Source organism: Agromyces sp. NPDC058126 (genome assembly GCF_042884595.1).
Taxonomy (GTDB): Bacteria; Actinomycetota; Actinomycetes; order Actinomycetales; family Microbacteriaceae; genus Agromyces.
Map to the genome: position 1 here is coordinate 233,127 of NZ_JBHVTS010000001.1, position 22,262 is coordinate 255,388.

Annotated in this window: 19 protein-coding genes; 9 read left to right on the plus strand and 10 right to left on the minus strand. The window is 72.2% G+C overall.

The features are described 5' to 3' along the window. Positions 1-30: 30 nt before the first annotated feature. From ACFVTR_RS01045 to ACFVTR_RS01055, 3 genes are all read right to left on the minus strand, one after another. A complete protein-coding gene (locus tag ACFVTR_RS01045) occupies positions 31-372 on the minus strand; it encodes a CHY zinc finger protein (RefSeq protein WP_387034169.1) in 342 nt (113 codons plus the stop codon). 22 nt (positions 373-394) lie between these two features. After that, positions 395-1,669, minus strand: coding sequence for a diaminobutyrate--2-oxoglutarate transaminase (gene ectB / locus ACFVTR_RS01050; RefSeq protein WP_387034170.1), 1,275 nt, complete (start codon positions 1,667-1,669; stop codon positions 395-397). Between the two features lie 82 nt (positions 1,670-1,751). Further along, a complete protein-coding gene (locus tag ACFVTR_RS01055; RefSeq protein WP_387034171.1) occupies positions 1,752-2,777 on the minus strand; it encodes a LacI family DNA-binding transcriptional regulator in 1,026 nt (341 codons plus the stop codon). 162 nt (positions 2,778-2,939) lie between these two features. Here ACFVTR_RS01055 and ACFVTR_RS01060 point away from each other — a divergent pair, with 162 nt between their 5' ends. From ACFVTR_RS01060 to ACFVTR_RS01090, 7 genes are all read left to right on the plus strand, one after another. Next, on the plus strand, positions 2,940-4,571 hold the full coding sequence (locus ACFVTR_RS01060) for an ABC transporter substrate-binding protein (protein ID WP_387034172.1): 1,632 nt from the start codon (positions 2,940-2,942) through the stop codon (positions 4,569-4,571). A gap of 26 nt (positions 4,572-4,597) precedes the next feature. Beyond that, positions 4,598-5,545 carry an ABC transporter permease gene (locus ACFVTR_RS01065; RefSeq protein WP_387034173.1) on the plus strand — a complete coding sequence of 316 codons (948 nt, stop codon included), beginning with the start codon at positions 4,598-4,600 and terminating at the stop codon, positions 5,543-5,545. Beyond that, entirely contained in the window at positions 5,542-6,474 is a 933-nt protein-coding gene (locus ACFVTR_RS01070) for an ABC transporter permease (RefSeq protein WP_387034174.1), read from the plus strand. Before ACFVTR_RS01065 ends, ACFVTR_RS01070 begins: the two co-directional genes overlap by 4 nt. Further along, the gene (locus tag ACFVTR_RS01075; protein ID WP_387034175.1) at positions 6,474-7,304 is read left to right on the plus strand and encodes an ABC transporter ATP-binding protein; all 831 of its coding nucleotides are present in this window, start codon (positions 6,474-6,476) and stop codon (positions 7,302-7,304) included. Before ACFVTR_RS01070 ends, ACFVTR_RS01075 begins: the two co-directional genes overlap by 1 nt. Beyond that, positions 7,301-8,128, plus strand: coding sequence for an ABC transporter ATP-binding protein (locus tag ACFVTR_RS01080; protein WP_387034176.1), 828 nt, complete (start codon positions 7,301-7,303; stop codon positions 8,126-8,128). The genes ACFVTR_RS01075 and ACFVTR_RS01080 overlap by 4 nt, the downstream gene beginning before the upstream one ends. Positions 8,129-8,214: 86 nt before the next feature. Then, positions 8,215-9,300, plus strand: coding sequence for a C45 family autoproteolytic acyltransferase/hydolase (locus ACFVTR_RS01085; protein WP_387034177.1), 1,086 nt, complete (start codon positions 8,215-8,217; stop codon positions 9,298-9,300). A 129-nt stretch (positions 9,301-9,429) separates the two neighbouring features. Further along, complete coding sequence (locus ACFVTR_RS01090) at positions 9,430-10,416, plus strand: CPBP family intramembrane glutamic endopeptidase (protein ID WP_387034178.1); 987 nt, start codon at positions 9,430-9,432, stop codon at positions 10,414-10,416. A gap of 24 nt (positions 10,417-10,440) precedes the next feature. Here ACFVTR_RS01090 and ACFVTR_RS01095 read toward each other — a convergent pair whose 3' ends face one another. Further along, positions 10,441-10,731, minus strand: coding sequence for a DUF4287 domain-containing protein (locus ACFVTR_RS01095; RefSeq protein WP_387034179.1), 291 nt, complete (start codon positions 10,729-10,731; stop codon positions 10,441-10,443). Between the two features lie 61 nt (positions 10,732-10,792). Then, on the minus strand, positions 10,793-11,179 hold the full coding sequence (locus ACFVTR_RS01100) for a cupin domain-containing protein (protein WP_387034180.1): 387 nt from the start codon (positions 11,177-11,179) through the stop codon (positions 10,793-10,795). A 109-nt stretch (positions 11,180-11,288) separates the two neighbouring features. Here ACFVTR_RS01100 and ACFVTR_RS01105 point away from each other — a divergent pair, with 109 nt between their 5' ends. Beyond that, a complete protein-coding gene (locus ACFVTR_RS01105) occupies positions 11,289-12,278 on the plus strand; it encodes a DUF5937 family protein (RefSeq protein ID WP_387034181.1) in 990 nt (329 codons plus the stop codon). A 75-nt stretch (positions 12,279-12,353) separates the two neighbouring features. Continuing rightward, entirely contained in the window at positions 12,354-14,138 is a 1,785-nt protein-coding gene (locus ACFVTR_RS01110; RefSeq protein WP_387034182.1) for an FG-GAP-like repeat-containing protein, read from the plus strand. A gap of 56 nt (positions 14,139-14,194) precedes the next feature. On the opposite strand, the gene ACFVTR_RS01115 is transcribed toward ACFVTR_RS01110, so the two are convergent. The 5 genes from ACFVTR_RS01115 to ACFVTR_RS01135 form a co-directional block, all read right to left on the minus strand. Then, positions 14,195-16,243, minus strand: a complete 2,049-nt coding sequence (locus ACFVTR_RS01115; protein ID WP_387034183.1) for a YhgE/Pip domain-containing protein — start codon at positions 16,241-16,243, stop codon at positions 14,195-14,197. Between the two features lies 1 nt (position 16,244). Further along, a complete protein-coding gene (locus ACFVTR_RS01120; RefSeq protein WP_387034184.1) occupies positions 16,245-19,214 on the minus strand; it encodes an MMPL family transporter in 2,970 nt (989 codons plus the stop codon). A 117-nt stretch (positions 19,215-19,331) separates the two neighbouring features. Then, entirely contained in the window at positions 19,332-20,276 is a 945-nt protein-coding gene (locus ACFVTR_RS01125) for a hypothetical protein (RefSeq protein WP_387034185.1), read from the minus strand. 98 nt (positions 20,277-20,374) lie between these two features. Then, positions 20,375-20,794: a DUF1801 domain-containing protein gene (locus tag ACFVTR_RS01130; protein WP_387034186.1), complete on the minus strand. Its 420-nt coding sequence runs from the start codon at positions 20,792-20,794 to the stop codon at positions 20,375-20,377. A gap of 28 nt (positions 20,795-20,822) precedes the next feature. Next, positions 20,823-22,184, minus strand: coding sequence for an FAD-binding oxidoreductase (locus tag ACFVTR_RS01135; protein ID WP_387034187.1), 1,362 nt, complete (start codon positions 22,182-22,184; stop codon positions 20,823-20,825). Positions 22,185-22,262: the final 78 nt, after the last annotated feature.

A 22,262-nucleotide genomic window follows, 5' to 3' on the forward strand; every position in this document is an offset into this window, starting at 1 on the left:
CGTGTGGCATCCGCCCGTCGCCGGCCGTCGTCAGCGCGTCTCGAAGTACAGGTGGGTGTGCAGCCGGCAACGTTCGTTGAAGCGCGCACCGCAGGAGGGGCACGCGTCGCCCTCGAGGTAGGCGTCGATCGTCAGCTCGGTGCGGCACACGCCGCAGAGCACGGCCTCGCGCCCGCGCTCGGCGAGCGGCCACTGCTCAGCCGGATGGCCGGCGGCCTCCTCGTGGCAGGCGTGGCAGGGGTAGTACTCGCCGCAGCACGCGAAGCGGATCGCGATGATGTCGACCTCGGTGCGGTAGTGCACGCACCGGGTCTGGTCGTCGACGGTGGCCCCAAGGACGCGGGGCGTGCCCGGGGCATCCTTCTCGGTCATGCCGTCGACGACGAACGCCCGCTCAGGCCGCGAGGACCGCGGCGAGGCTCTCGCGCACGATCGCGAGGCCGCGACGCAGCTCGTCCTCGCCGATCGTGAGCGCGGGCAGGAACTTCAGCACTTCGTCGTGGGCGCCCGAGGTCTCGATGACGAGGCCGCGTGTGAAGGCCTCCTTCGAGATGCGCCCGGCGAGCGTCGGATCGCCGTCGCAGACGAGGCCGTACATGAGGCCGCGGCCGCGCACCGTGAGGCCGAGCGAGGGGTTCGCCGCGGCGATCTCCTCGAGCTCGGCGGCGAGCACCGAGGAGGTGCGGGCGATCGCGTCGACGAACTCGTCGTTCGCCCAGTAGTTCTCGAGGGCGACGCGGGCCGACACGAAGGCGAGGTTGTTGCCGCGGAAGGTGCCGGTGTGGGCGCCGGGCTTCCACACGTCGACCTCGGGGCGCAGGAGCACGAGCGACATCGGCAGGCCCGAGCCCGAGATCGATTTCGACACCGTGACGAGGTCGGGCACGATGCCCGCGGCCTCGAAGGCGAAGAACGCACCCGTGCGGCCGACGCCGGCCTGGATCTCGTCGAGGATGAGCAGGATGCCGCGCTCGGCCGTGATGGCGCGGAGGCGCTGGAGCCACGGCACGCTCGCGACGTTGATGCCGCCCTCGCCCTGCACCGCCTCGACGATGACGGCGGCGGGCAGGTCGAGTCCCGATCCGGGGTCGCCGAGCATCTTCTCGAAGAGGTCGAGGGTGTCGATGCCGTCGCCGAGGTAGCCGTCGTAGGGGAGGCGCACGATGTCGTCGAGCGAGACGCCGGCGGCCTCGCGGTAGTGGCTGTTGCCGGTCGCGGCGAGCGCGCCGAGGCTGAGCCCGTGGAAGGCGTTCGTGAACGCCACGACCGTGGAGCGGCCGGTCGCCTGGCGGGCGACCTTCAGCGCCGCCTCGACGGCGTTCGCCCCGGTCGGGCCGGTGAACTGCAGCTTGTGGTCGAGGCCGCGCGGCTCGAGGATGTGCCGCTCGAACGCCTCGATGAACGCCTGCTTGGCCGAGGTCGCCATGTCGAGCCCGTGGATGATGCCGTCGCGCTCGAGGTACTCGATGAGCGCACGCGTGAACAGCGGGTTGTTGTGCCCGTAGTTCAGGACGCCCGCGCCGGCGAAGAAGTCGAGGTACTCGCGGCCGTCGGCGCCGATGAGGGTCGAGCCCGTGGCGCGGTCGAAGACGGTCGGGAAGGAGCGCACGTAACCGCGCACCTCGGACTCGCGGCGGTTGAAGACGTCAAGGTTCGCGGCGTCGCTCATGGCAGGCGGACTCCTCTGCAGCTCGGGGTTGGCGGTGCCATCGAGCCTACGGCCTCGAACGGTGAGTCGCCTGCGTGCCGCCTCAGCCCCGAGACGTGGAGTCGCGGACCACGAGGAGGCTCTCGGGATCCATGAGCGACCAGTCGACGGGCTCGCCCTCGAGCACGCGGATCAGCGACTCGACGGCGAGCCGTGCGGTCTCGACCGGGCGCATGTCGAGTGCCGTGATCGTGGGCGTCGAGGTGCGGGTGACGACCGCGTCGGAGCCGGCCGCGACGAGGACGTCGTCGGGGACGCGGAGGCCCAGCTCGCCGGCGCCGGCGACGAGACCCGCCGCGTGCCGGCCCGTCAGGCAGTACACGCCGTCGGGCGGGGTCTGACCGGCGAGGAGTTCGCGCGCGAGCGCGCGGCCGCCGTCGACGCCGCTCGTCTCGTCGAGGGAGCGGATGACGGGTTCGATGCCGTGCCGGGCGGCCCAGCTCTCGTAGCCGCGTCGCGCGAGGGTGTTCCACGAGTTCTCGTCGGTGCCCGTCACGAGTGCGATCCGCCTGGCCCCGGCCTCGCGCAGGTGGTCGAGCACGAGGAAGGTGTCGCGCTCGGTCTGCTGCGCGATCGCGGGGAAGTCGTCGGGTCTGGCCGGGTCGACCCCGACCGCCACGAACGGGATGCGCTTGCGGTCGAGGAGCGTGAGGGCGGGGTCGTTGCGGATCGGGGCCTCGACGAGGCATCCGTCGGCCGCGAGCGACGAGGGGGGCGCGCCGGGCTTCGCCGGGTCGGTGATGAGCATGAGCGAGTAGCCGTGGTCCATCGCGGCGAGGGCGGCGGAGCCGGCGAACCGGAGGAAGTAGTCGACGCCCTCGGGCAGTGCGGTGTCGAGCGACTCGAGCGGCCTGATGAGCAGCGAGATGACGCCGAGCTTCGACTGCCGGAGCCCGCGTGCCACGGCGTTCGGCTCGTAGCCGAGCTCGTCGGCGACGCGCTTGACCCGCTCGATGGTCTCGGCGCCGATCGTGCCCTTGCCGTTCAGCGCGTTCGAGACCGTGGTGCGCGACACCCCGGCGCGTTCGGCCACGTCGTTGATGGTCGGTCTGGCGGCTTCGATGGACACCCGCACAGCGTAGCAAGCGGATCGCCAGGGGAACAGCGAGAAGAATCGATTCAGGGAATCGATTTACAAGAATCGATTTTCCTAGTACCGTCGCCGTAGCTCATCGCACCACACAGCGAGGGATTCAACGAAGAAGCTCAGGAGGACACAGTGAAAACCGCAATGACGAGAGCATCGATCGCGCTCCTCGCGGTCGCGAGCCTGGGGCTCGCCGGCTGCACGGCGGACCGGGGCGGCGACGCGGGGCCGGCGCTCGACGACGCCGAGCTCCTGCAGGTCACGCCGGAGGCGACCGGCGAGATCGACACGGTCACGTGGAACTCGACCTACGGCGAGCTCGCCACGCTCGACCCGGTGAAGGCGTTCAACTACCCCGAGAACACAATCATCTCGAACCTCTGCGAATCGCTGTTCCAGATGCAGCCCGACTTCTCGGTCGAGCCGAACCTCGCCTCGGGCTTCGAGGTGTCCGACGACGCCAAGACCTACGTCTTCCAGATCCGCGACGACGTCACCTTCTGGGACGGCACCCCGATGTCGGTCGACGACGTGGTCTACAGCCTCAACCGCCACCTCGACCCCGCCGAGGGCAGCTACCTCGCCTCGAGCTTCGCCGACGTCACCGGCATCGAGAAGACCGGGGAGTGGGAGGTGACGCTCACGCTGTCGGAGCCGAACACCATCCTCGACGAGGAGCTCGCCACGAACCTCGGCGCCGTCGTGCAGCAGAAGCAGCGCGAGGCCGCCGGCGAGAACTACGGCAACCCCGAGGCCGGCGTCATGTGCACCGGGCCGTTCGAGGTGGGCGAGTGGAAGCAGGGGCAGTCGATCTCGCTCGACCGCTACGACGGCTACTGGAACGCCGAGAAGCGCGCCAAGGCGAAGGAGGTCGTGATCGGCTTCGTCGTCGACCCGACCGCGATCGCGACGGGCCTCTCGACCGGTGAGATCCAGGGCTCGTACGACGTGCCGCTGCCCGCGCTCGGCCAGCTCTCCTCGAGCGCGACGGGCTCGCTCTCGTACGGCCAGGGCATGCAGATCATGGCCATCATCTCGACCGGCAACGGCACCTTCGGCGACCCCGCCGTGCGACGTGCGCTCACCCGGGCGACCGACCGCCAGGCGATCGCCGACACCGTCTACGAGGGCACCGGCACGCCGTCGCGCTCGATCGTCCCGCAGGGGCCGTGGAACCACTACCCCGACGTCGCCGAGCTGCGCGACGCCGAGCTGCCCGACCTCGGCCACGACCTCGAGGCCGCCAAGGAGGAGCTGAAGGCGGCGACGGTCGACCTCTCGCAGCCGATCAAGATCGCCTACCCGAGCGAGCGGGCGTTCTACGCCGACATCCTCAACGAGATGGCGAACGGCGCGAAGGAGCTCGGGCTCACCCTCGAGCCGACCGGCGTGCCGAGCGCGCAGTTCGGCGCGTTCTTCTCCGACCCCGAGGCGCGCAAGGGCTACGACGGCTTCGTCACCACGAACTACCTGTCGAGCCCGTCGCCGCTCGCCCACCTCGACAACGTCGCCTACACGGGCAGCCAGCAGAACTACTCCGGCTTCTCCGACCCCGCGATCGACGCGGCGATCGACGCCGCCTACGCCGAGAGCGACCCCGAGAAGCGGGCCGAGCTCACGGTCGAGGCCGAGGCGCTCGTCATGCAGCAGCAGCCGTGGGTGCCGATCAACGACTTGGCGGTGCGGCTCTACCTCGACAAGTCGGTGACCGGCGTTCCCGCCTCGTTCATCTACCTCTACTACCCCTGGGCCGCCGACCTCGGCTCGGCCGAGTAACGGGTGCGCACGGGAGGGGATCGTCCATGGTCTACGTACTGAAACGGATCGTCGCGCTGGCGCTGGTGCTGCTCGTCTCGAGCTTCATCGTGTTCAGCGGCATGTACCTCGCTCCGGGAAGCCCCGAGCAGTTCCTCGTGCAGGGCCGCACGGTCACGCCCGAGGTGCTCGAGGCCATCCGCGCGCAGTACGGGCTGGACGATCCCTTCCTGGTCCGCTATTGGAACTGGCTCGTCGACGTGCTGCACGGCGACTTCGGCCGGTCGCTCATCACGCAGCAGGATGTCTCGACGCTCGTCGAGTCGCGCCTGCCCACCACGCTCTTCCTCGCCGCCTACGCGGCGATCCTGATCGTGCTCTTCGGCGTCGGCCTCGGCGTGCTCGCGGCCACCCGCTCGGGCGTCTTCGAGAAGGTCGTGGTGTTCGGGTCGAACCTCGGCTTCGCGGTGCCGACCTTCTTCGCCGCCCTCCTGCTGATGGCGCTGTTCGGCGCCAACCTCGGGTGGTTCCCCGTCTCGGGCTCGGGCGAGGGGTTCACCGACCGGGTCTGGCACCTGACGCTGCCGGCGATCGCCCTCGCCTTCCCGGCCATCGCGGTCGTCGCCCGCATCACGCGCACGGCCGTGCGCGAGGAGCAGGGCTCCGAGCACGTCGTCATGGCGATCGCCCGCGGCGTCCCGAAGCGGATCGTGCTCGCCCGTCACACGATCCGCAACTCGATGCTGCCCGTCACCACCGTGCTCGGCACGAACATCGCGGGCCTGCTCGCGAGCGCCTTCGTGATCGAGTACGCATTCACCCTCGACGGCATCGGGTCGCTGCTCGTGAACTCCGTGCAGAAGAAGGACTTCGCCGTGGTGCAGGCGATCGCGCTCATCATGGTGCTCGCGTTCGGCCTGATCAATCTCATCGTCGACCTGCTCTACGCCGTGATCGATCCGCGCGTACGCCTGGCCAGGGAGGTGTCGGCATGAGTCGGCAGACCAGCATGGAGCCGCCGGCGAACACCGTCGGCCAGGACACGGTCTCGGTGCAGGCGGTGCGCCGCCGGCGCCTCGACGGGCCGATGTCGGGATGGAGCCTGCTGCGGCGCCGCCTCGGCACGCTCGGACTCGTCTGCGCCGGCGTGCTCGCGGTCGTCCTGCTGACGGCGATCTTCGCGCCGCTCCTCGCACCGTACGACCCGTACCAGGGCTCGGTCGTCGACCGGCACCTCCCGCCGAGCCCCGAGCACTGGTTCGGCACCGACCAGTCGGGCCGCGACATCCTCTCGCGCATCATCTGGGGTGCGCGGACGAGCCTCATCGGGCCGATGATCGTCGTCGTGGTCGCCGCGGCCGCCGCCGTGACGCTCGCGCTCACCGCGGTGTGGTTCGGCGGCCGGGTCGACGCGTTCATCGGGCGCATCCTCGACATCCTCTTCGCCTTCCCGAACATGCTGCTCGCGATCCTCGCGGTCGCGATCTTCGGGCCCTCGCTCCTCACCGCGTCGATCGCGCTCGCCATCGGCTTCACGCCGTACTCCGCGCGCGTGATCCGCTCGGTGGCGTTGCGCGAGCGCAACCTGCCGTACGTCTCCTCGGCGCAGCTGCAGGGCATCTCGGGCTTCCTGATCACCGTGCGCCACATCCTGCCCAACGTGCGGACGCAGATCTTCACGGGCATGACGATCAACTTCGGCTACGCGATGATCGACCTCGCCGCGCTCTCATTCCTGGGACTCGGCGTTCAGCCGCCCACGCCCGACTGGGGCCTCATGGTCTCCAACGGCCAGGCCTCGCTCCTGCAGGGGTACTGGGAGCAGAGCGTCTTCGCGGGGCTCGCGATCGTGATCACCGTGGCCGCGCTCGGCTACGTCGGCGAGCAGCTCGGCGGTCGCCGCGCTGCGGGAAGGACACGCTGATGCTCGACGTCAACGGACTGACGCTCTCGGTCACCGATCCCGACACGGGGCACGAGACCGAGATCCTGCGCGGCAACTCGTTCTCGCTCGGCCAGGGCGAGGCCCTCGGCCTCGTCGGCGAGTCGGGGTCCGGCAAGTCGATGACCCTGAAGTGCCTCCTCGGCATCGAGCCCTCCGGGGCGAGGGTCGGCGGCTCGATCGAGTTCGCCGGCACCGACCTGCTCCGGGCGAGCGGCGAGAAGCTGCGGAGGATCCGCGCGAACGAGCTCGCCCTCATCGCGCAGAACCCGCACGGCGCCCTCAACCCCGTGCTCCACGTCGAGCGGTTCCTCATCGAGGGCATGGCCGACGCGCGGGGCATCCCCAAGTCGGAGGCGAAGGCGCGCGCCGCGGGGCTCCTGCGGCAGGTCGGCATCACCGACACCGAGCGGGTGCTGCGCTCCTACCCCCACCAGCTCTCGGGCGGCATGCTGCAGCGCGTCGTGATTGCCGGGGCGATCTCGGGAGAACCGCGGCTGCTGCTCGCCGACGAGCCCACGACGGCGCTCGACGTGACGACGCAGGCCGAGGTTGTCGCGATCCTCGACGAGAAGCGGCGCGAGCACGGCCTCTCGATGATCTTCGTCACCCACGACCTCGACCTCGCGGCCGCGGTCTGCGACCGGCTCGCGGTGATGAAGGACGGCGCGATCCTCGAGATCGGCACCCCCGAGGAGATCCGCGACCGGCCGAAGACCGAGTACACCCGCGCCCTCATGGCCGCGCGGCCGCTGCTCCACCCGGAGCCGCGCGAACCGGTGATGAACGACGGAACGGAGGCGCACGCATGAGCGCCGACCTCATCCTGGAGGCCGCGGGCCTCCGCCGCACCTTCCACGTCGGTCGCCGATCGAGCGTCACCGCCCTCGACGACGTCACCTGCGGGCTTCGCCGTGGCACGTGCCTCGCGGTCGTCGGCGAATCGGGGTCGGGCAAGTCGACGCTCGCCCGCGTGATCGTGGGGCTCGAGACGGCCGACGCCGGTCGGGTCGTGATCGACGGTGCGGAGGTCAGGCCCACCACCTCGAGGTCGCGCCTGCGCGCCCGGGCCAAGCTCGTGCAGATGGTGTTCCAGGACCCGCAGGGCTCGCTCAACCGCTCGCTGCCCGTGGCCGCCACCATCGACGAGATGCTGCGAGTGCACCGGCCCGACCTCGACCGCGCCGGGCGTCGGGCCCGGGTGCTCGAGCTGTTCGCCGAGGTCGGCCTCACCGAGCGCCACGCCGACGCGAAGCCGGCGGCGCTCTCGGGCGGGCAGAAGCAGCGCGTCGCCATCGCGCGCGCCCTCGCGGCCGAGCCCGAGATCATCGTGCTCGACGAAGCGGTCTCCGCCCTCGATGTTTCGGTGCAGGCCCAGGTGCTCGACCTGCTCGACCGCCTGCGCGCAGAGAAGGGGCTCAGCTACCTGTTCATCACGCACGACCTCTCGGTGGTGCGCGCCGTCGCCGACGACGTCATCGTCATGCGCCGCGGGCGTATCGTCGAGCGGGGAACGGTCGACGAGATCCTCGACCGCCCCTCGCATCCGTACACGAAGCTGCTGCTCGAATGCGCGCCCCAGCCCGGCTGGGTGCCGCGCCGCGGGGTCATCGACGAGCTCGCCCGGCAGATCTGACATCCCGGCGACGGCCGCTCCGCCGCACCGGCGGCACCGCCGCATCGCCGACCGAAGTACCACTGCACATCCGAAGGAACGATCCATTGCACAGCATCACCGACCGCCTGCACGTCGTCGCGAACGGCAGCGACCCCCTCGAACGCGGTCGCGAGCGGGGCGCGCAGCTCCGCGACGCCCTGCCCGCGGGGCTGCAGACCTATCTCGAGCTCTTCGCGAAGTACGCGCTCGACGAGGCCCGGGTCCGCGACCTCGCGCTCCGGTGCGCCGACGCGGTCGGCGACTGGCGCCCCGCCCGCCTCGCCGAGATGGACGGCATCGCCGACGGCGCGGGGGTCGAGCCGTGGCACGTCTACGCGCTGAACGCACGCACCGAGATCCTGTCGCAGGGGCTCGGTGCCGCGCCGGGCGAGTGCTCGACGATCGGTCGCCGGGTCGAGCTCGGCGGCGGCGCCGTGCGCACCTTCGGCCTGCAGACGTGGGACTGGCACCACCAGCTCGACGGCGAGTGGCACACGCACGAGACCCGCGGCGGCAGGTACGACGTCGTCGGACTCACCGAGCACGGGATGCTCGGCAAGATCGGCGTGAACAGCGCCGGGCTCGCGCTGCACTTCAACATCCTGGGGCACCGCGCCGACGGCGCCGGCGGTGTGCCGGTGCACGTGCTCTCGGCGACGGTGCTCGAGGAGACCGCCTCCGTGGAGGAGGCGATCGATCTCGTGCGGGCGGCCCCGCGGAGCGCCTCGAGCTCGTTCACGCTGCTCGACGCCGACACCGTCGTCACGACCGACATCACGCCGATCGGGGTGTTCGTCATCGAGCCCGTCGACGGCACGGTGGTGCGCACTAACCACTTCCTGAGCCCCGAACCGCAGGCCGAGGAGAAGACGGAGATCTACCAGCCCGACTCCGACGAACGCTACGGACTCATCGCGAGCCGATTCGCCGACTACCCCGAGCCGCGCACCGACGAGGAGCTGCTCGCCTTCCTCTACTCCGACCCTGGGCAGCCGCTGCTCTGCCACCGTCCCGACCCGGCGCTGCCGTTCGGGGAACGCTGGGCGACGCTCGCCACCGTGCAGACCGACCCGGTTGCGCGCACCGCGCGCCTCGCGAACGGCTCGCCGATCGATGCGCGCGCGGGCGACTGGCGGACCCTCGTCGCGTAGCTCGCGCGGCTGCGCCCCCGATGTGCACCCCCGGCTGCGCCCCCGACTGCGCCGGCGGCCGCGCCTCAGGCGGCGATCTCCGTCGCGCGGCGGATCCGCCGCGGGGCGGGGCTCGGTAGCGTGACCCGGGTGAGCGAGAGCATCGAGACCCGGGCCGCCGCCGACGCCGAAGCGCCGCCCGAGACGCGCACGACCGTGCCGTTGGCGGCGGTCGGCGTGTTCGCGATCGTGTCGTGCGGGCTCGCCTGGCTCGTCGCCTCGCCGCTCTGGGCGCGCGGCGAGGGGCTCGACGACCCGCTGCTGCCCCTCATCGCGATGGCGATGATGCTGACGCCCGCTGCGGCGACGTTCGTCGCGATCGTCGTCGACGCGAGGATCCGCGGACGGCGCCCGGCACGCGACATCCTGCGCGAACTCGGCATGTGGCCGCTCCGGCCCCTCGGCCGCACCATCGGCACGAGCCTCGTGATGATCGTCGCGATGCCGCTCATCATCGGCGCCGGCCTCCTGGTCGTCGGGATGCTCGGCCTCGCCGTGTTCGACCCCGTCGGCTTCTCGGGCTTCACCGAGCTGATCGCCGGGCAGCTGCCCCCGGGCCAGCCGCTGCCGCCCATGGGCCTCGTGGTCGCGGCGCAGTTCCTGATGATCCCGGTCGGGGCGGTCATCAACGCCCCGCTCGCGTTCGGCGAGGAGGTGGGCTGGCGCGGCTGGCTGCTGCCCGCCCTGCGCCCGCTCGGCGTGTGGCCGGCGTTGCTCATCTCGGGCGCGTTCTGGGGGTTCTGGCACAGCCCGCTCATCCTGCTCGGCTACAACTACGGGCTGACGGACGGCACCGGCGTGCTGCTCATGATGCTCGCGTGCACCCTCTTCGGCGTGCTGCTCGGCTGGACCAGGCTGCGCACGGCCTCGGTGTGGCCCGCGGTGTTCGCGCACGGCGCGTTGAACGCCTCGGCCGGGCTCGGCGCGCTCGTCATCGCGGCCGGATCGCCGTTGCCCGAGGCGTGGCTCGCGAGCCCGCTCGGGCTCATCACCTGCGGGGTGTTCGCCGTGCTGATCGTGTTGCTCGTCGCCGCGGGGCAGTTCCGCGCCGCGCGGCTCGCGGCGCGGCTCGGCTGAACCGGGCCGCGCCGACGCGCACCGTCAGGGATTCGGGTTCGTCGCCTTGCCGTCGAGCCAGAGGGTGTCGGTGGCGTCGCGGTGCACGCCGTCGGTGCCGACGTGCTTGGTGCTGATCTGCGGCCCCTTCGTGATCACGTGCACGAGCGCCATCGCGTGGCCGCGACCGAGACCGTAGTCCTCGGCGAGCCAGGCGACGATCGGGGTCGCCTTGGTGGTCGCGTCGAAGCCGCGTTCGTGCGCGAGGTCGACGAGCTGGCGCGGGGTGAGTCCGGTCTTCGTCTCGATGTTGTCGAGGTAGGCCTGGAACGACATTCGGATGCTCCTTCGGTGGTCGGTGGTCGGTGGTTCTTCGGTCGTCGGGCCGGGGTCGGTGCTAGTCGGCCCACGTCTGGACGATGGTCTCCGCGGCGTGGATGCCGATGAGCTGCAGCCGCCCGTCGCCGGCGTTCTTGAAACCGTGCCACACTCCGGCCGGCGCCGTCGCGGTGTCGCCGGCGCGGGCGATGAGCTCGGTGTCGCCGACGGTGATGCGGGCGACGCCGTCGAGCACGATCCAGGTCTCGGCGTACGGGTGCCAGTGCAGGTCGGGTCCCTCCCCGGGCTCGTTGTCGACGAAGAAGTACGAGATGCGTGCGCCGTGCTCGAGGCCGACGAAGCGGCGGGTGCGCCCGCTCCCGATGCGGAGCTCGTCGGCGGTGACGACGCGCGGGGCGGTCGGCGGCGTCATGGTGGGGGAGAGGGCGATCTCTGCGGCGTTCACGGTGGCTCCTTCGTCGGTCGGTTCGTGCGGGTCGGATGCTTCGGCACCGCCCTCGTTCGATCTGCGAACAGCCTCCGCCCGAGGCATCCCCGCGCGTTAGAGTTTCGATGTGAATCGAAACTTCGTCGAGTTCGGACTCGCCCCGGGTGACATCTCGGCGATCCGGTTCGGCATCTCGCCAGGGCACGAGCTCTGCCACGCGGTGCGCGTGCTGCAGCGCCCGGCCGAGCACCCATTGCAGTGGGGCTGGCTGCGCGCGGTGCGCGGACGCCTGCCCCGCGAATCCTTCGAACTGCTCGCCGTGCTCATCGGAGTCGACGGCTATATGCCCGACTTCCTCACGTCCGAGCCCGGGTGGGACCTCGAACCCGAGGAGGAGGCGGCGCGCCTGCGAGCGGCGCCGGTTGCGCCGATGCTCGTCGACCTGCACAAGATGGTGCTGCGCTCGAGCGGGGCGCGGCAGCAGGCGATCCTGCGGATGATCGCCGAACCCGAGCGGGCGCGGGCGATGATCGCGGACGCCTGGGTCGAGGTGTGGGGTGCGGTGCTCGCACCCGTGTGGACCCAGCTCGAGCGGCTGCTGCGCGCCGACATCGCGGTGCGGTCGCGCCGGATCGCGACCGGCGGCCTCGCCGCGATGGCGAGCGAGCTGCATCCGTCGATCAGCTGGCACGAGCATGCGGTCCGCGTCGAACTGCGACTCCATCGGGAGGCGCTCGACTGCCGCGGCAGCGGACTCGTGCTCGTGCCCTCGGTCATGTCGTCGTACGGCTGCATGGTGCTCACCGAGCCGCCCGCCCAGCCCACCGTGTTCTACCCCGCGCAGGGCGTGACCGAGACCTGGGCGCGCGACCCGGCTGCGACGGCGTCGGCGCTCGGCGCGCTCGTCGGGCCCGCCCGAGCCGCGATCCTGCTCGCCGCGCACGACGCGCGCACCACCTCGCAGGTCGCCGCGGACCACGGCATCGCCGTGTCGACGGCATCGCACCACCTCGCGGTGCTGCGCGAGGGCGGACTCGTCGCCTCCACCCGCGACGGGGCGCGGATGCTCCACCTGCGCACGCCGCTCGGCGAGGCGCTCGTCGGCGCGATGCTCTGACGTCGGCACCACGACGGCCGGCCGCCCGACTCGGCCCTATGCTGAGGGCACCCGAGCCGAGACGAGGTCGAGCGAGTGAACCAGAGGACCCTGCCGCAGATGATGCGCCGCATCCATGTTCTGCTCATCGGGGTGCTCTGCGCTTCGCTGATCTCGACGGCTCCGATCGCGCCGGCGACGGCCGCCGATACGACGGGGACGCTCAGCGGAACGATCCGGGTCGGACCGGATGCGCGGCTCGCGGCCGAGGGGGAGGTGCAGGCGCGCCTCGTCTCGAGCGATGGGACGATCACCTACAACCAGCGATCGACGACCGACGCCGAGGGTCGATTCGCACTCACCGGCCTTGCCGTAGGAACGGTGTATCGGGTCTATTTCGTGTACTCGGGGCCCGAGGACATCCCGGCCGCGTACTACTCGGGGCCCGCGTGCGGTGAGCAGTGCCCGAACGTGACCGTGACCGCCGAGACCAACCTCGACTTCACCATGCCGGAAGGACGCGGTCCGCGCGGGACCGTGCGCAACGAGTCCGGTGAACCCCTTCGCGGCATCGAGGTCACCCTCGAGAAGCGCGATGCGGATTACCCGGTCTGGGACCACCGGCAGATGATGACGACCGACGCAGCGGGCGCGTACCGATTCACTGCGGCGACGGAGGACGGGATCTACCGCATCCGCTTCCGCGACCCCCTGAAGGTCTACGCGACCCAGGCCTACCCCGACGGCTCGCCGTACCTGTCGACATCCGAACTGGATCTGCGCGATGGAGCGATCCCACCCGTGGCCGACGCGGTGCTCCGACGCGCAGGCACGATCGACGGCCGCATCGAGTTCCTCGGCCTGGCGAAGCCCGACGATGCGCTCACATTCGCCCTGGAGATCCGGCACCCGGACGGAGGCTGGCGGCAGACGGACCAGACGGTCTCCGCGACTGCACGGACGCCCCGGTTCGTGTTCGAGGGGCTCTATCCGGGCGTCTATCGGGTCATCGGATGGAACGAGAACAGTTGGCTCAGGCCCTTCAAGGTGCCGACCATCACGGTGCGCGAGGGAGCAGTCACCTCCACCACCTTCCGGTTCAAGACCCAGGAGGTCGCCCCCAACCGCGACTTCTCGGGCGACGGCCTCCCCGACGTCCTCGCCATCGCCGCCAACGGCGACCTCAGGCTGTACACGGGGAAGCCGTCCGGTGTGCTGAACGCCGGCAAGGTCGTCGGCCGCGGATGGTCGATCTATTCCACGGTCTTCGCGGTGGGTGATTTCTCGGGTGACGGGTTGCCCGATCTCCTCGGTCGTGATCGCTCCGGTGCGCTGTGGATGCATCGTGGCAACGGCACCGGAGGCTGGAAGGGCTCACGGATGAAGGTCGGCTCGGGATGGCAGGGCTTCACCGCCCTGCTGGGTCCGGGCGACTTCAACGGCGACGGATACAACGATGTGCTCGCTCGGGACGCCGCCGGCAGGCTCCGTCTCTACCCCGGGAACGGCGCGGGCGGGTTCAAGGCGGCATCGTACGTGGGGCAGGGCTGGAACGGATTCACCGCGATCCTCGGGTCCGGCGACCTGCAGGGCACCCACCCCGTCGGGGTCGACCTGCTGGCGGTTTCGCGCTGGGCGGTGCCGAAGGCCTCCAACCCCGACATGTCGCTCTACCCCACGAACGGGGTCGGTGGATGGATGGTGAAGAGCATCGTCGGAAAGGGTTTCTCGACCTACAACCTCGTCGTCTCCGGCGGCGACCAGCTGGTGCTCACGCGGGACTCGAGCGGGCGGCTCTGGCGCCACGAGTGGGTCAGGGACGCGTTCGAGCCGCGGCAGCTGATCGGAACCGGCTGGGGGTCGTTGAGCCTCGTGCGATGAGCTGAGCCGTTGCATGGCCGCCGACGATCACCACCTCGATCGAGGTCACGTCGAAGTCAACCGGCCGGGGCGAATCGCAGCGGGTCGCCGCTCCGGCGCACGGCGACCCCGGCGAGCACGAGGGCGAACGACGCCACGGCGATGAGCACGAGCAGCGCGAGGCCGCCCCAGATCGGGCTCGAGGCGGTGTCGGTGTCGGCGAGCGTCGCCGTGAGCAGCTGCAGCGCCGGCGCAGTCGGCGAAGCCCCGGCGGCCGCGGCGATGAACGGCGGAACGGTGGAGGAGAGCCCCGCGGTCAACGCGACGAGCGCGATGAACACCGCGACGAGGCGCCCCGCACCACCGAAGGCGGCGGCGAGCCCCTGGTTCGCGATCGCGAAGACCGCCCCGATCACGATGCTCGCCACGGTGAACGCCGCGCCCTGCGCGGGCGTCACGGCGAGCCCCGTGAGCACCACCACGCCCACCACGAGCCCCTGCGCGGCGCCGAGGCCGAGGCCCGGCAGCACCGCGCGCCACGCGATCGACCGCGACGGATCGGCCGCCGACAGCCGTTCGATCGGCACCGCCCGACGCGCGAGCGCCATGGCGAAGCCGCCGAGCCAGAGCGCGAGCACGCAGTAGAGCGGCACCGAGAGGACGCCCGGTGTGCCCGCGTCCTGATCGGCGACGACCGGCTGCGAGACGACCGTCGAGAGCGTCGTGATGTCGTCATCGGTGTAGCTCGGGATCTGCTCGCTCGCCTGCGCCAGCCCCGCAGCGAGCTGCGCGGCCCCGTCATCGACCTCGCTCGCGCCGCTCGCGAGCTCGTCGGACCCGCTCGCGAGCTCGGCCCCGCCCGTGCTGGCCTCGGCTGCACCGCCCGCGAGGTCGTCGGCACCCGTCGCGGCGGCGTCGATGCCGTCGACGAGGCCGTTCGTCGCCTCGGCGAGGTCGGCGTTGCCGGTCGCCACACCGTCGGCGCCGCGGGCGAGCGCGTCGATCTTCGCGTCGAGCTCGCGCAGGTTCTCGAGCGCGGTGGTCGCGCGCGTGCACACGGGGCCCGGCGTCGCGCACACCCTGGCGACGACCGCCGCGAACTCGGCGGTCGCACCGGCCAGGTCGCTCGCGAGCGCATCGACCCCGGCCGCGACGTTGGCGGCGCCGTCGGCGAGGAGGCCCGCGGCGCCCGGCAGCGGGGCGGCCGCGGCATCCAGCTCGGAGACACCGGCCGAGAGTTCGCCCCCGCCGGTCTCGAGCGCGGCGAGCCCCTCGGCGAGCGACGCGGCGCCGGCGGCGAGCTGGGCGGCGCCGGAATCGAGGGACGCCGCACCGTCGGCGAGCTGCGCGGCGCCGCTCGCCGCCTCGCCGATCTGGGTGTCGATCGTCGTGAAGCCCGCGTACACCTGCGCGAGGTACTGCTCGATGAGCTGCCGGTTGAGCGCGTCGACCGCGGCCTGCGTGACCGCCTGCGTGAGCGCCGGGTCGAGGAACGCCGACGCCGGGGTCGTCGCGACCTCGATGACCGCCTGCCTCGCTGCGCTCGCGGGCCCGCTGAACGAGGTCGCCGCGGCGGAGAACGACGCCGGGATCGTGACGACGGCGGCGTAGCGGCCGGTCGCGAGACCGTCCGCGGCCTCGTCGGCGTTCGTCAGCACCCAGTCGAAGTCCGTCGGACTCTGGACCGGCGTCGCCGCGGCGGGGGAGGGCAGCGGGGTCGGTTCGGCGGTCGCCGTCGGGCCCGGAGTCGCGGACGCGGACGCGGAGGGGGCAGTGGTCGCCGCCGATGCCGCGCTGGTCGCCGCGGCCGGCCCGGTCGTCGACGGGGGCGTCGACGGCGCGGGTGAGGGGGACGGCGATGGGGACGGCGCCGCGCTCGCCGTCGCCGTGCCCTCCATCAGCCCCGCCGCGAACTGCCGCCCGAGCGGCACCGTCCGCCCGTCGATCGTGACGGGCTCGTCATCGTTCACGATCGCCGCGGTCATCCGGTCGAGGTGCGCGGTCGGCGTCGCGAGCGCCCAGCTCAGCACGACGCCGATGAGGAGCGGCAGCACCACCAGCCCGAGCATCGCGAGCCGGCCGAGCCGTTCCGACCCCGAGGTCGCCGAGAACGTGCGCGTCGCCATGTCAGCCGGCCGTCGTCAGGGTCGCTGCGGTGTCGGCGGGGAATGCCGCGGCCGGTTCGGCGAGGTGGGCGCGCTGCGACGGGGCGCCCTCGGGCAGCATCCGCCCGGCCGCATCGTCGTCGCGAGCCGCGACGACGATCGTGAGCGCCGGCCGGCGGCGGACTGCGCCTGCGGCAGCGCCGCCGCCGGCCTCGGCGAGCAATGATCGGATGCCACCCACGACCCCCGGGTCGCCCACCTCCTCGACGCCGTCGAGCAGGAGCAGTTCGGGGCGCGCGTCGAGCGCGCTGCGCACGCGGTCGAGCGCGGTCGCCGAGTCGGTGAACCGCACGAGCGCGGAGCGCGCCCGCACCGCCGACGCCCGCGGCGGCACGACGAACCCGACCGACTTCAACCGGCCCGCGGCGACCCGGGCCCGGCCGCCGAGTGCGAGCAGCAGCCGTGTGCGCTCCCCGTCGGTGCCGCCGAGCAGCACGAGGTGCGCCCCCGGGGGCACGATCGCATCGAGGTGGGGCGAGGCATCCGTCTCGTCGTCGAGGCCGGGCACGGCGGCGCGCACCCCCTCGGCCGCGATCGCGAACCGAGCGCCGGGCGACGGCCAGTCGGCCAGGGCGAACTCCTCGGCGAGGCCCTCGCCCTCGATGTCGAAGTGCGGCAGCATCCGGTCGAGGCTCCGCGGCATCCACCAGGCCCGGGCGCCGAACAGCACGAGCACGGCCGGGATGAGGGACATCCGCACGACGAAGGCGTCGATCGCGACGCCCACCGCGAGGCCGAACGCGATGGGCTGGATCGACGCGTCGCCCTCGGGCACGAACGCCGCGAACACCGCGAACATGATGATCGCCGCCGCGGTCACGACCCGGGCCGAGCTGAGGAACCCGGTGTCGACCGCCGACTCGGCGTCGCCGTGATGCACGTAGTCCTCGCGCATGCGGCTGACGAGGAACACCTCGTAGTCCATCGCGAGGCCGAAGAGCACGCCCATGAGGATGATCGGCATGAAGCTGATCACCGTGCCGACGTCGGCGACGTTGAGGGGACCTGCGAGCACGCCGTCGACGAAGACCGCGCTCGTGAGGCCGAAGGCCGCGCCGACCGAGAGGGCGTAGCCGAGCGCCGCCGTCACGGGCACCACGATCGACCGGAACACCATCGCGAGCAGCACGAGCGAGAGCCCGATGACGAGCAGGCCGAACGGCAGCAGTGCGTCGGCGAGCCGCGCCGAGATGTCGATGCCCGCGGCCGTGTAGCCGGTCACCGAGAGATCGACCCCGTATTGCTCCTGCCAGTCGTCGTGCATCGCGCGCAGCTCGGCGACGAGCGCCTTGGTCGCCTCCGAGTCGGGCGATCCCTCGGGGATCACCTGCACGATGCCCGTGTCGCCCGTCTCGTTCGGCGTCGCGAGCGGCACCGCCGCGACGCCGTCGACGGCGGCGACCGAGGCGGCGAGGTCGTCCATGAGCGCGACCGGGTCGGTGCTCTCGATGATCGTGCCGGTCACGATGAGCGGGCCGTTGTAGCCCGGCCCGAAATGCTCGGCGATCAGGTCGTAGGCGATGCGGCCGGGGGCATCCTCCTCGAGCGAGCCCGCATCGGGCAGCGCGAGCCGCAGATGGGCCGCCGGCAGCGTCGCGAGCCCGAGCAGCCCGACGATCACGACGATCGTCACCGCGGGCCACCGGGTCACGGTGCGCACCCAGCCCCAGAAGAAGCCGCGCCGCGCCGGCGGGTGCTCGCCGTCGTCGTCGTCGATCGAGCGGGCGGCCTCCTCGGCCGTCTCCTCGACCTGGCCGGCGTCGCCGGGCCTGCCGGTCGCGTGGGGGTCGAGATCGAGGGGCGAGGATGCCACGGGGGAGCCGTCCTCGCGGGTCGCCGTCGAGGCATCCGCATGCTCGACGATCTCGATCGGGGCGGCGTCAGTGCCGCCCGGGCGGAACCGCTTCGCGACGACCCGCCAGCGGGCGAAGCCGAGGAGCGCGGGTGTCAGCGTGAGCGAGATGAGCACCGCGACCGCCACCGCGAGCGCCGCGGCCACGCCCATCGTCGTGAGGAACGGGATGCCCGCCACCGTCAGCCCGAGCAGCGCGATGATGACCGTCGTCGCGGCGAAGACGACCGCCGAGCCCGAGGTCGCGACGGCGCGCGCGGCCGACTCCTCGGGGTCGAGGCCGTGCTTCAGCTGGTCCTGATGCCTCGACACGATGAAGAGCGCGTAGTCGATGCCGACGGCGAGGCCCAGCATGAGGGCGAGGAGCGGGGTCGTCGAGGTGATCGTCATGAACCCGGTGCCCGCGAGCACGATCGAGAGGGAGGCCGCGACGCCGAGGAGCGCAGTGATCAGGGGCAGCCCGGCCGCGATGAGCGAGCCGAAGGTGATGAAGAGCACCACGTACGCGATCGCGATGCCGAGCAGCTCGGTGACGCTGATGCCCGTCGAGGTCTGCGAGAAGAGCTGCCCGCCGACCGCGACCTCCGACCCGTCGGGCAGCGCCGCTTCGAGCGAACGGCCGGCCGACTGCAGCGCGTCGGCGGTCGACGGGAGCACCTCGCTCGTGGTCACCGAGAGCTGGATCGGCACGATCACGGCCGAATCGTCGCTCGCGATGTTCGCCGCCTCGCTCGTGGCAGAGGAGTACGGCGAGGTCGCCGAGGTGACCTGCGGGACGGCGGCGATCGCGGTCGCGGCATCCTCGACCGCCGATTCGAAGTCGGCGTCGGTGACCGAGCCGCCCTCGGGAGCGACGGCGATGAGCTGCGCCGAGCTGCCGCTCACCTGGGGGAAGGTGCGCGCGAGCGCGTCGAGCGCCTCCTGCGACTCGGTACCGGGGATCGAATAGCTGTTCTCGGTGCCCTCGCTGAGCAGCGCCGCGCCGGTGAACAGCACCGCGAGCACGGCGACCCAGATGAGCAGCATCGCGCGACGCGCCCGGAACGCCCAGCGGCCCAGGGCGTACAACGCTGAAGACATGCGGTCACCGTCACGGAGCGGAGTCGGAGAACCTCGTCGGTCTGGCGGGGTGCATCTCAGGCTAGAACCGGGGGACAAGCGCGGCAAGACACCGGTAGTGGGGGTGTCTCGTCCCGGTCAGACTGCGGCGGCGTCGATCCAGCGCAGGACGCGCAGCGCACGCAGGGTGTTCCACCGGCTCGGCTCGCCCTCGGGGGCATCGACGGCGAAGTAGACCTCGCCGTCGTGCGGCGTGCCGGCGGCCCATCGACCGTCGTCGCCGCGCTCGGCGAGCAGGAGGTCGACGGCGGGCGCGATGCGGGCGTCGGGTGACGCCCCGGCGGCGCGGAAGTGATCGAGTGCGCGCAGCACGTCGTAGAACCAGTACGGCGGGAAGGCGAGGTTCGCGTAGCGGGGGAGCACGATCTCGCCGGTCGAACGGCGCCGGAACAGGTTGCGTTCGAGCAGGTACTCCTCGCCGCGGCGCCGTGCGGCCCCGACCACGGAGACGTCGCCGTCGGCCGCCTCGTCGCCGACCGCCTGCTCGTAGGCCAGGAGCCCCTCGAGCACACAGATCGTCGAGTCGAACGAGGAGCGTTCGGACTCTTTGCGGGGCTCGCAGTTCCACCCGCCGTCGGGGAGCTGCTCGTCGAGGAGGCGCCCGACGATGCGGTCGCTGCCCTCGCCGAGCACGCCGAAGTACGAGGCGAGCGCGAGCACGCCGCCGTTCGGGCACTCCTCGACCTCGCCGTGGAAGAAGGGCAGGTCGCCGTGCTCGCGCCACGTCACGCCGTCGCGCACGCGGGCGATCGCGTTGCGCACGACGGATGCCTCGGGGTCGACGCCGAGCCGGCGCAGCAGCTGCAGCGACCAGATCGTGCTGCGGCGGTCGCCGTCCTCGCCGTATTCCTGACCGCTCCAGTACCCGTCGGCGTCCTGGAGGGCGAGCAGCCGGGCACCCCAGCCCTCGGTGGCGACGCGGGCGCGCTCGGCGGCGGCGCCGTCGACGTCGTCGTCAAGGTCGAGCAGCGCCTGCCAGCGGATCGACGGGTCGGCCTCGAGCAGCCATGCGAAGACGTCCATGCCGTCATGCTCGTACATCGACGGGGCCGACGCCAGTGCGGAGTCGGTGCGCGCGGCGCGGGTCGGGCGCGCGCGCCGCGGCGACCCCGGGAGCCCGCTCACTCGGCGGCGAGCCATGCCCGGATGACGGCGACCACCCGCGCCCTCGCAGCCGCGTCCGCCGGCTCGGACTCCGGCTCGGACGCGGACTCGAGCCCGGGCGCGACGAGGCTCGCCCGGATGTTCGAGTGCCAGGTGAGGAGCCCGTCGGGGTCGCCCGAGAAGCTCGGCTCGGCGCTGCGGTCTTCGGCCCGCGCCGTGCCGAAGTGCAGGATGAGCCGGACCGGCCCGCGCCCGGCCGCGTTGATGGTCAGCCGGTCGACGCCGTCGAGCGTGTAGTCGGGCGAGTTCCACTTGACGATCTCGACCAGCCCGGGCTCGGCCTCGTGGACGAGCCCGCGCAGCGCGTCGACCTGGGCTCGCCGCGCGGGCTCTTGCGCGGCGAGGAACTCGTCGACGGTGCGATATCGATCGGCCATGTGCCCTCGCCCTCCTCGATCGGGGAGATCAGCCCAGCGGGCGGTTGCTGCGGATCAGCCCGTCGGGGTCGACGCGATGCTTCACCGCGGCGAGGCGCTCGAGCACGGCGGGGCCGTACGCGTCGGCGAGGCTCGTCCGCGAGCCGAGGAAGCTCGGCACCGTGCCCTCGGCCGGGTACCTCGCGGCGAGCTCGCGCAGCGGCGCGAGCGCGGCCTCCGCGTCGACCGAGGGATCGAGCAGCAGCGCGCCCGAGCTGAGCAGGCCGGGGGCGTGCACCGCCCCGATGGCCGAGAGCTCGGCGCCGAGCTCGTCGGCGATCGCGCCGCCCATCGCCCGGATGCTGCACCGGGTGAGCCCGGCATCGGCACCGCGGAGGAACGCCTCGACGAAGTCGCCCGCGAACGCCTCGTCGAGCGGGCCGATCGCGGCACCGAAGTCGGCGGTCGGCATCGGATCGACGGGTTCGGCGGCCACCGCCGCGAGCTGGCCGATCGTGAACGGGGTGAGTGAATTCGCGATCGGCTCGGCGACGGCGAGCAGCCGGTCGGCGAACGCCCGCCCGGTCGCCTCGTCGCCGAGGTGCACCAGGCCGACGGTCGCGACGATGCGCCCGCGCAGGTGCGGGGGCATGACGGGCAGGTCGGGGAAGCGCATCATGCCGATGTCGAGCCCGAGTTCGGGCTCGTCGTGCGCGAGGGCGAAGGCGGCCGAGAGCACGGCGGTCGCCGACTCGGCGGGGAAGACGAGACCGCCCCCGTAGAGGGCGTCGCCCGGGTGGAGCGCGAGCTCGATCGCGGTGATCACGCCGAACAGCCCGCCGCCGCCGCGGAGCGCCCAGAGCAGCTCGCCGTCGTCGGCATCGGTCACCCGGCGGACCTCGCCCGCGGCGTCGACCAGTTCGACCGCGATGATCGAGCGCGCCGTGAGCCCGTAACGGCGACTGAACATCGATTGGCCGCCCGCGATCGCGAGCCCCACGACGTTCACCTCGGGGTTCGAGCCGGCGAGCCCGATGAGGCCGGTGCCCTCGAGCGCCGCCAGGGCGCTGCCCCAGTTGACGCCTGCGCCGACGCGCAGGACGCGCGCCCCGACGTCGACGTGGAGCTCGTCGAACCGCCGCGGTCGCACCAGCACGACGCCGTCGAGGTCGTCGGAGGCGCCGTGGCCGTTGGGCTGCGTGCTGACGCCGAGCCCGGCCTCGCGGGCGGCGCGCACGATGGCCCGCACGTCGTCGACGTCGGCGGGCTCGGCGACCGCGGCGGGGTGCTGCTCGATCGACAGGTTCCACGGCGTGCGCGCGGCGTCGTAGCCGGCGTCGCCGGGCAGCAGCAGTGTGCCCCCGAGTTCGGTGCGGAGCCGTTCGAGCGCGGGGTGGTGCGAGGTGGTCATCGATGTCCCTTCGTCGGGGCAAAGCTAGCGCGCCCCGCCGACACGCGGGATGCCCCGGGCGCTCGCCCGGGGCATCCC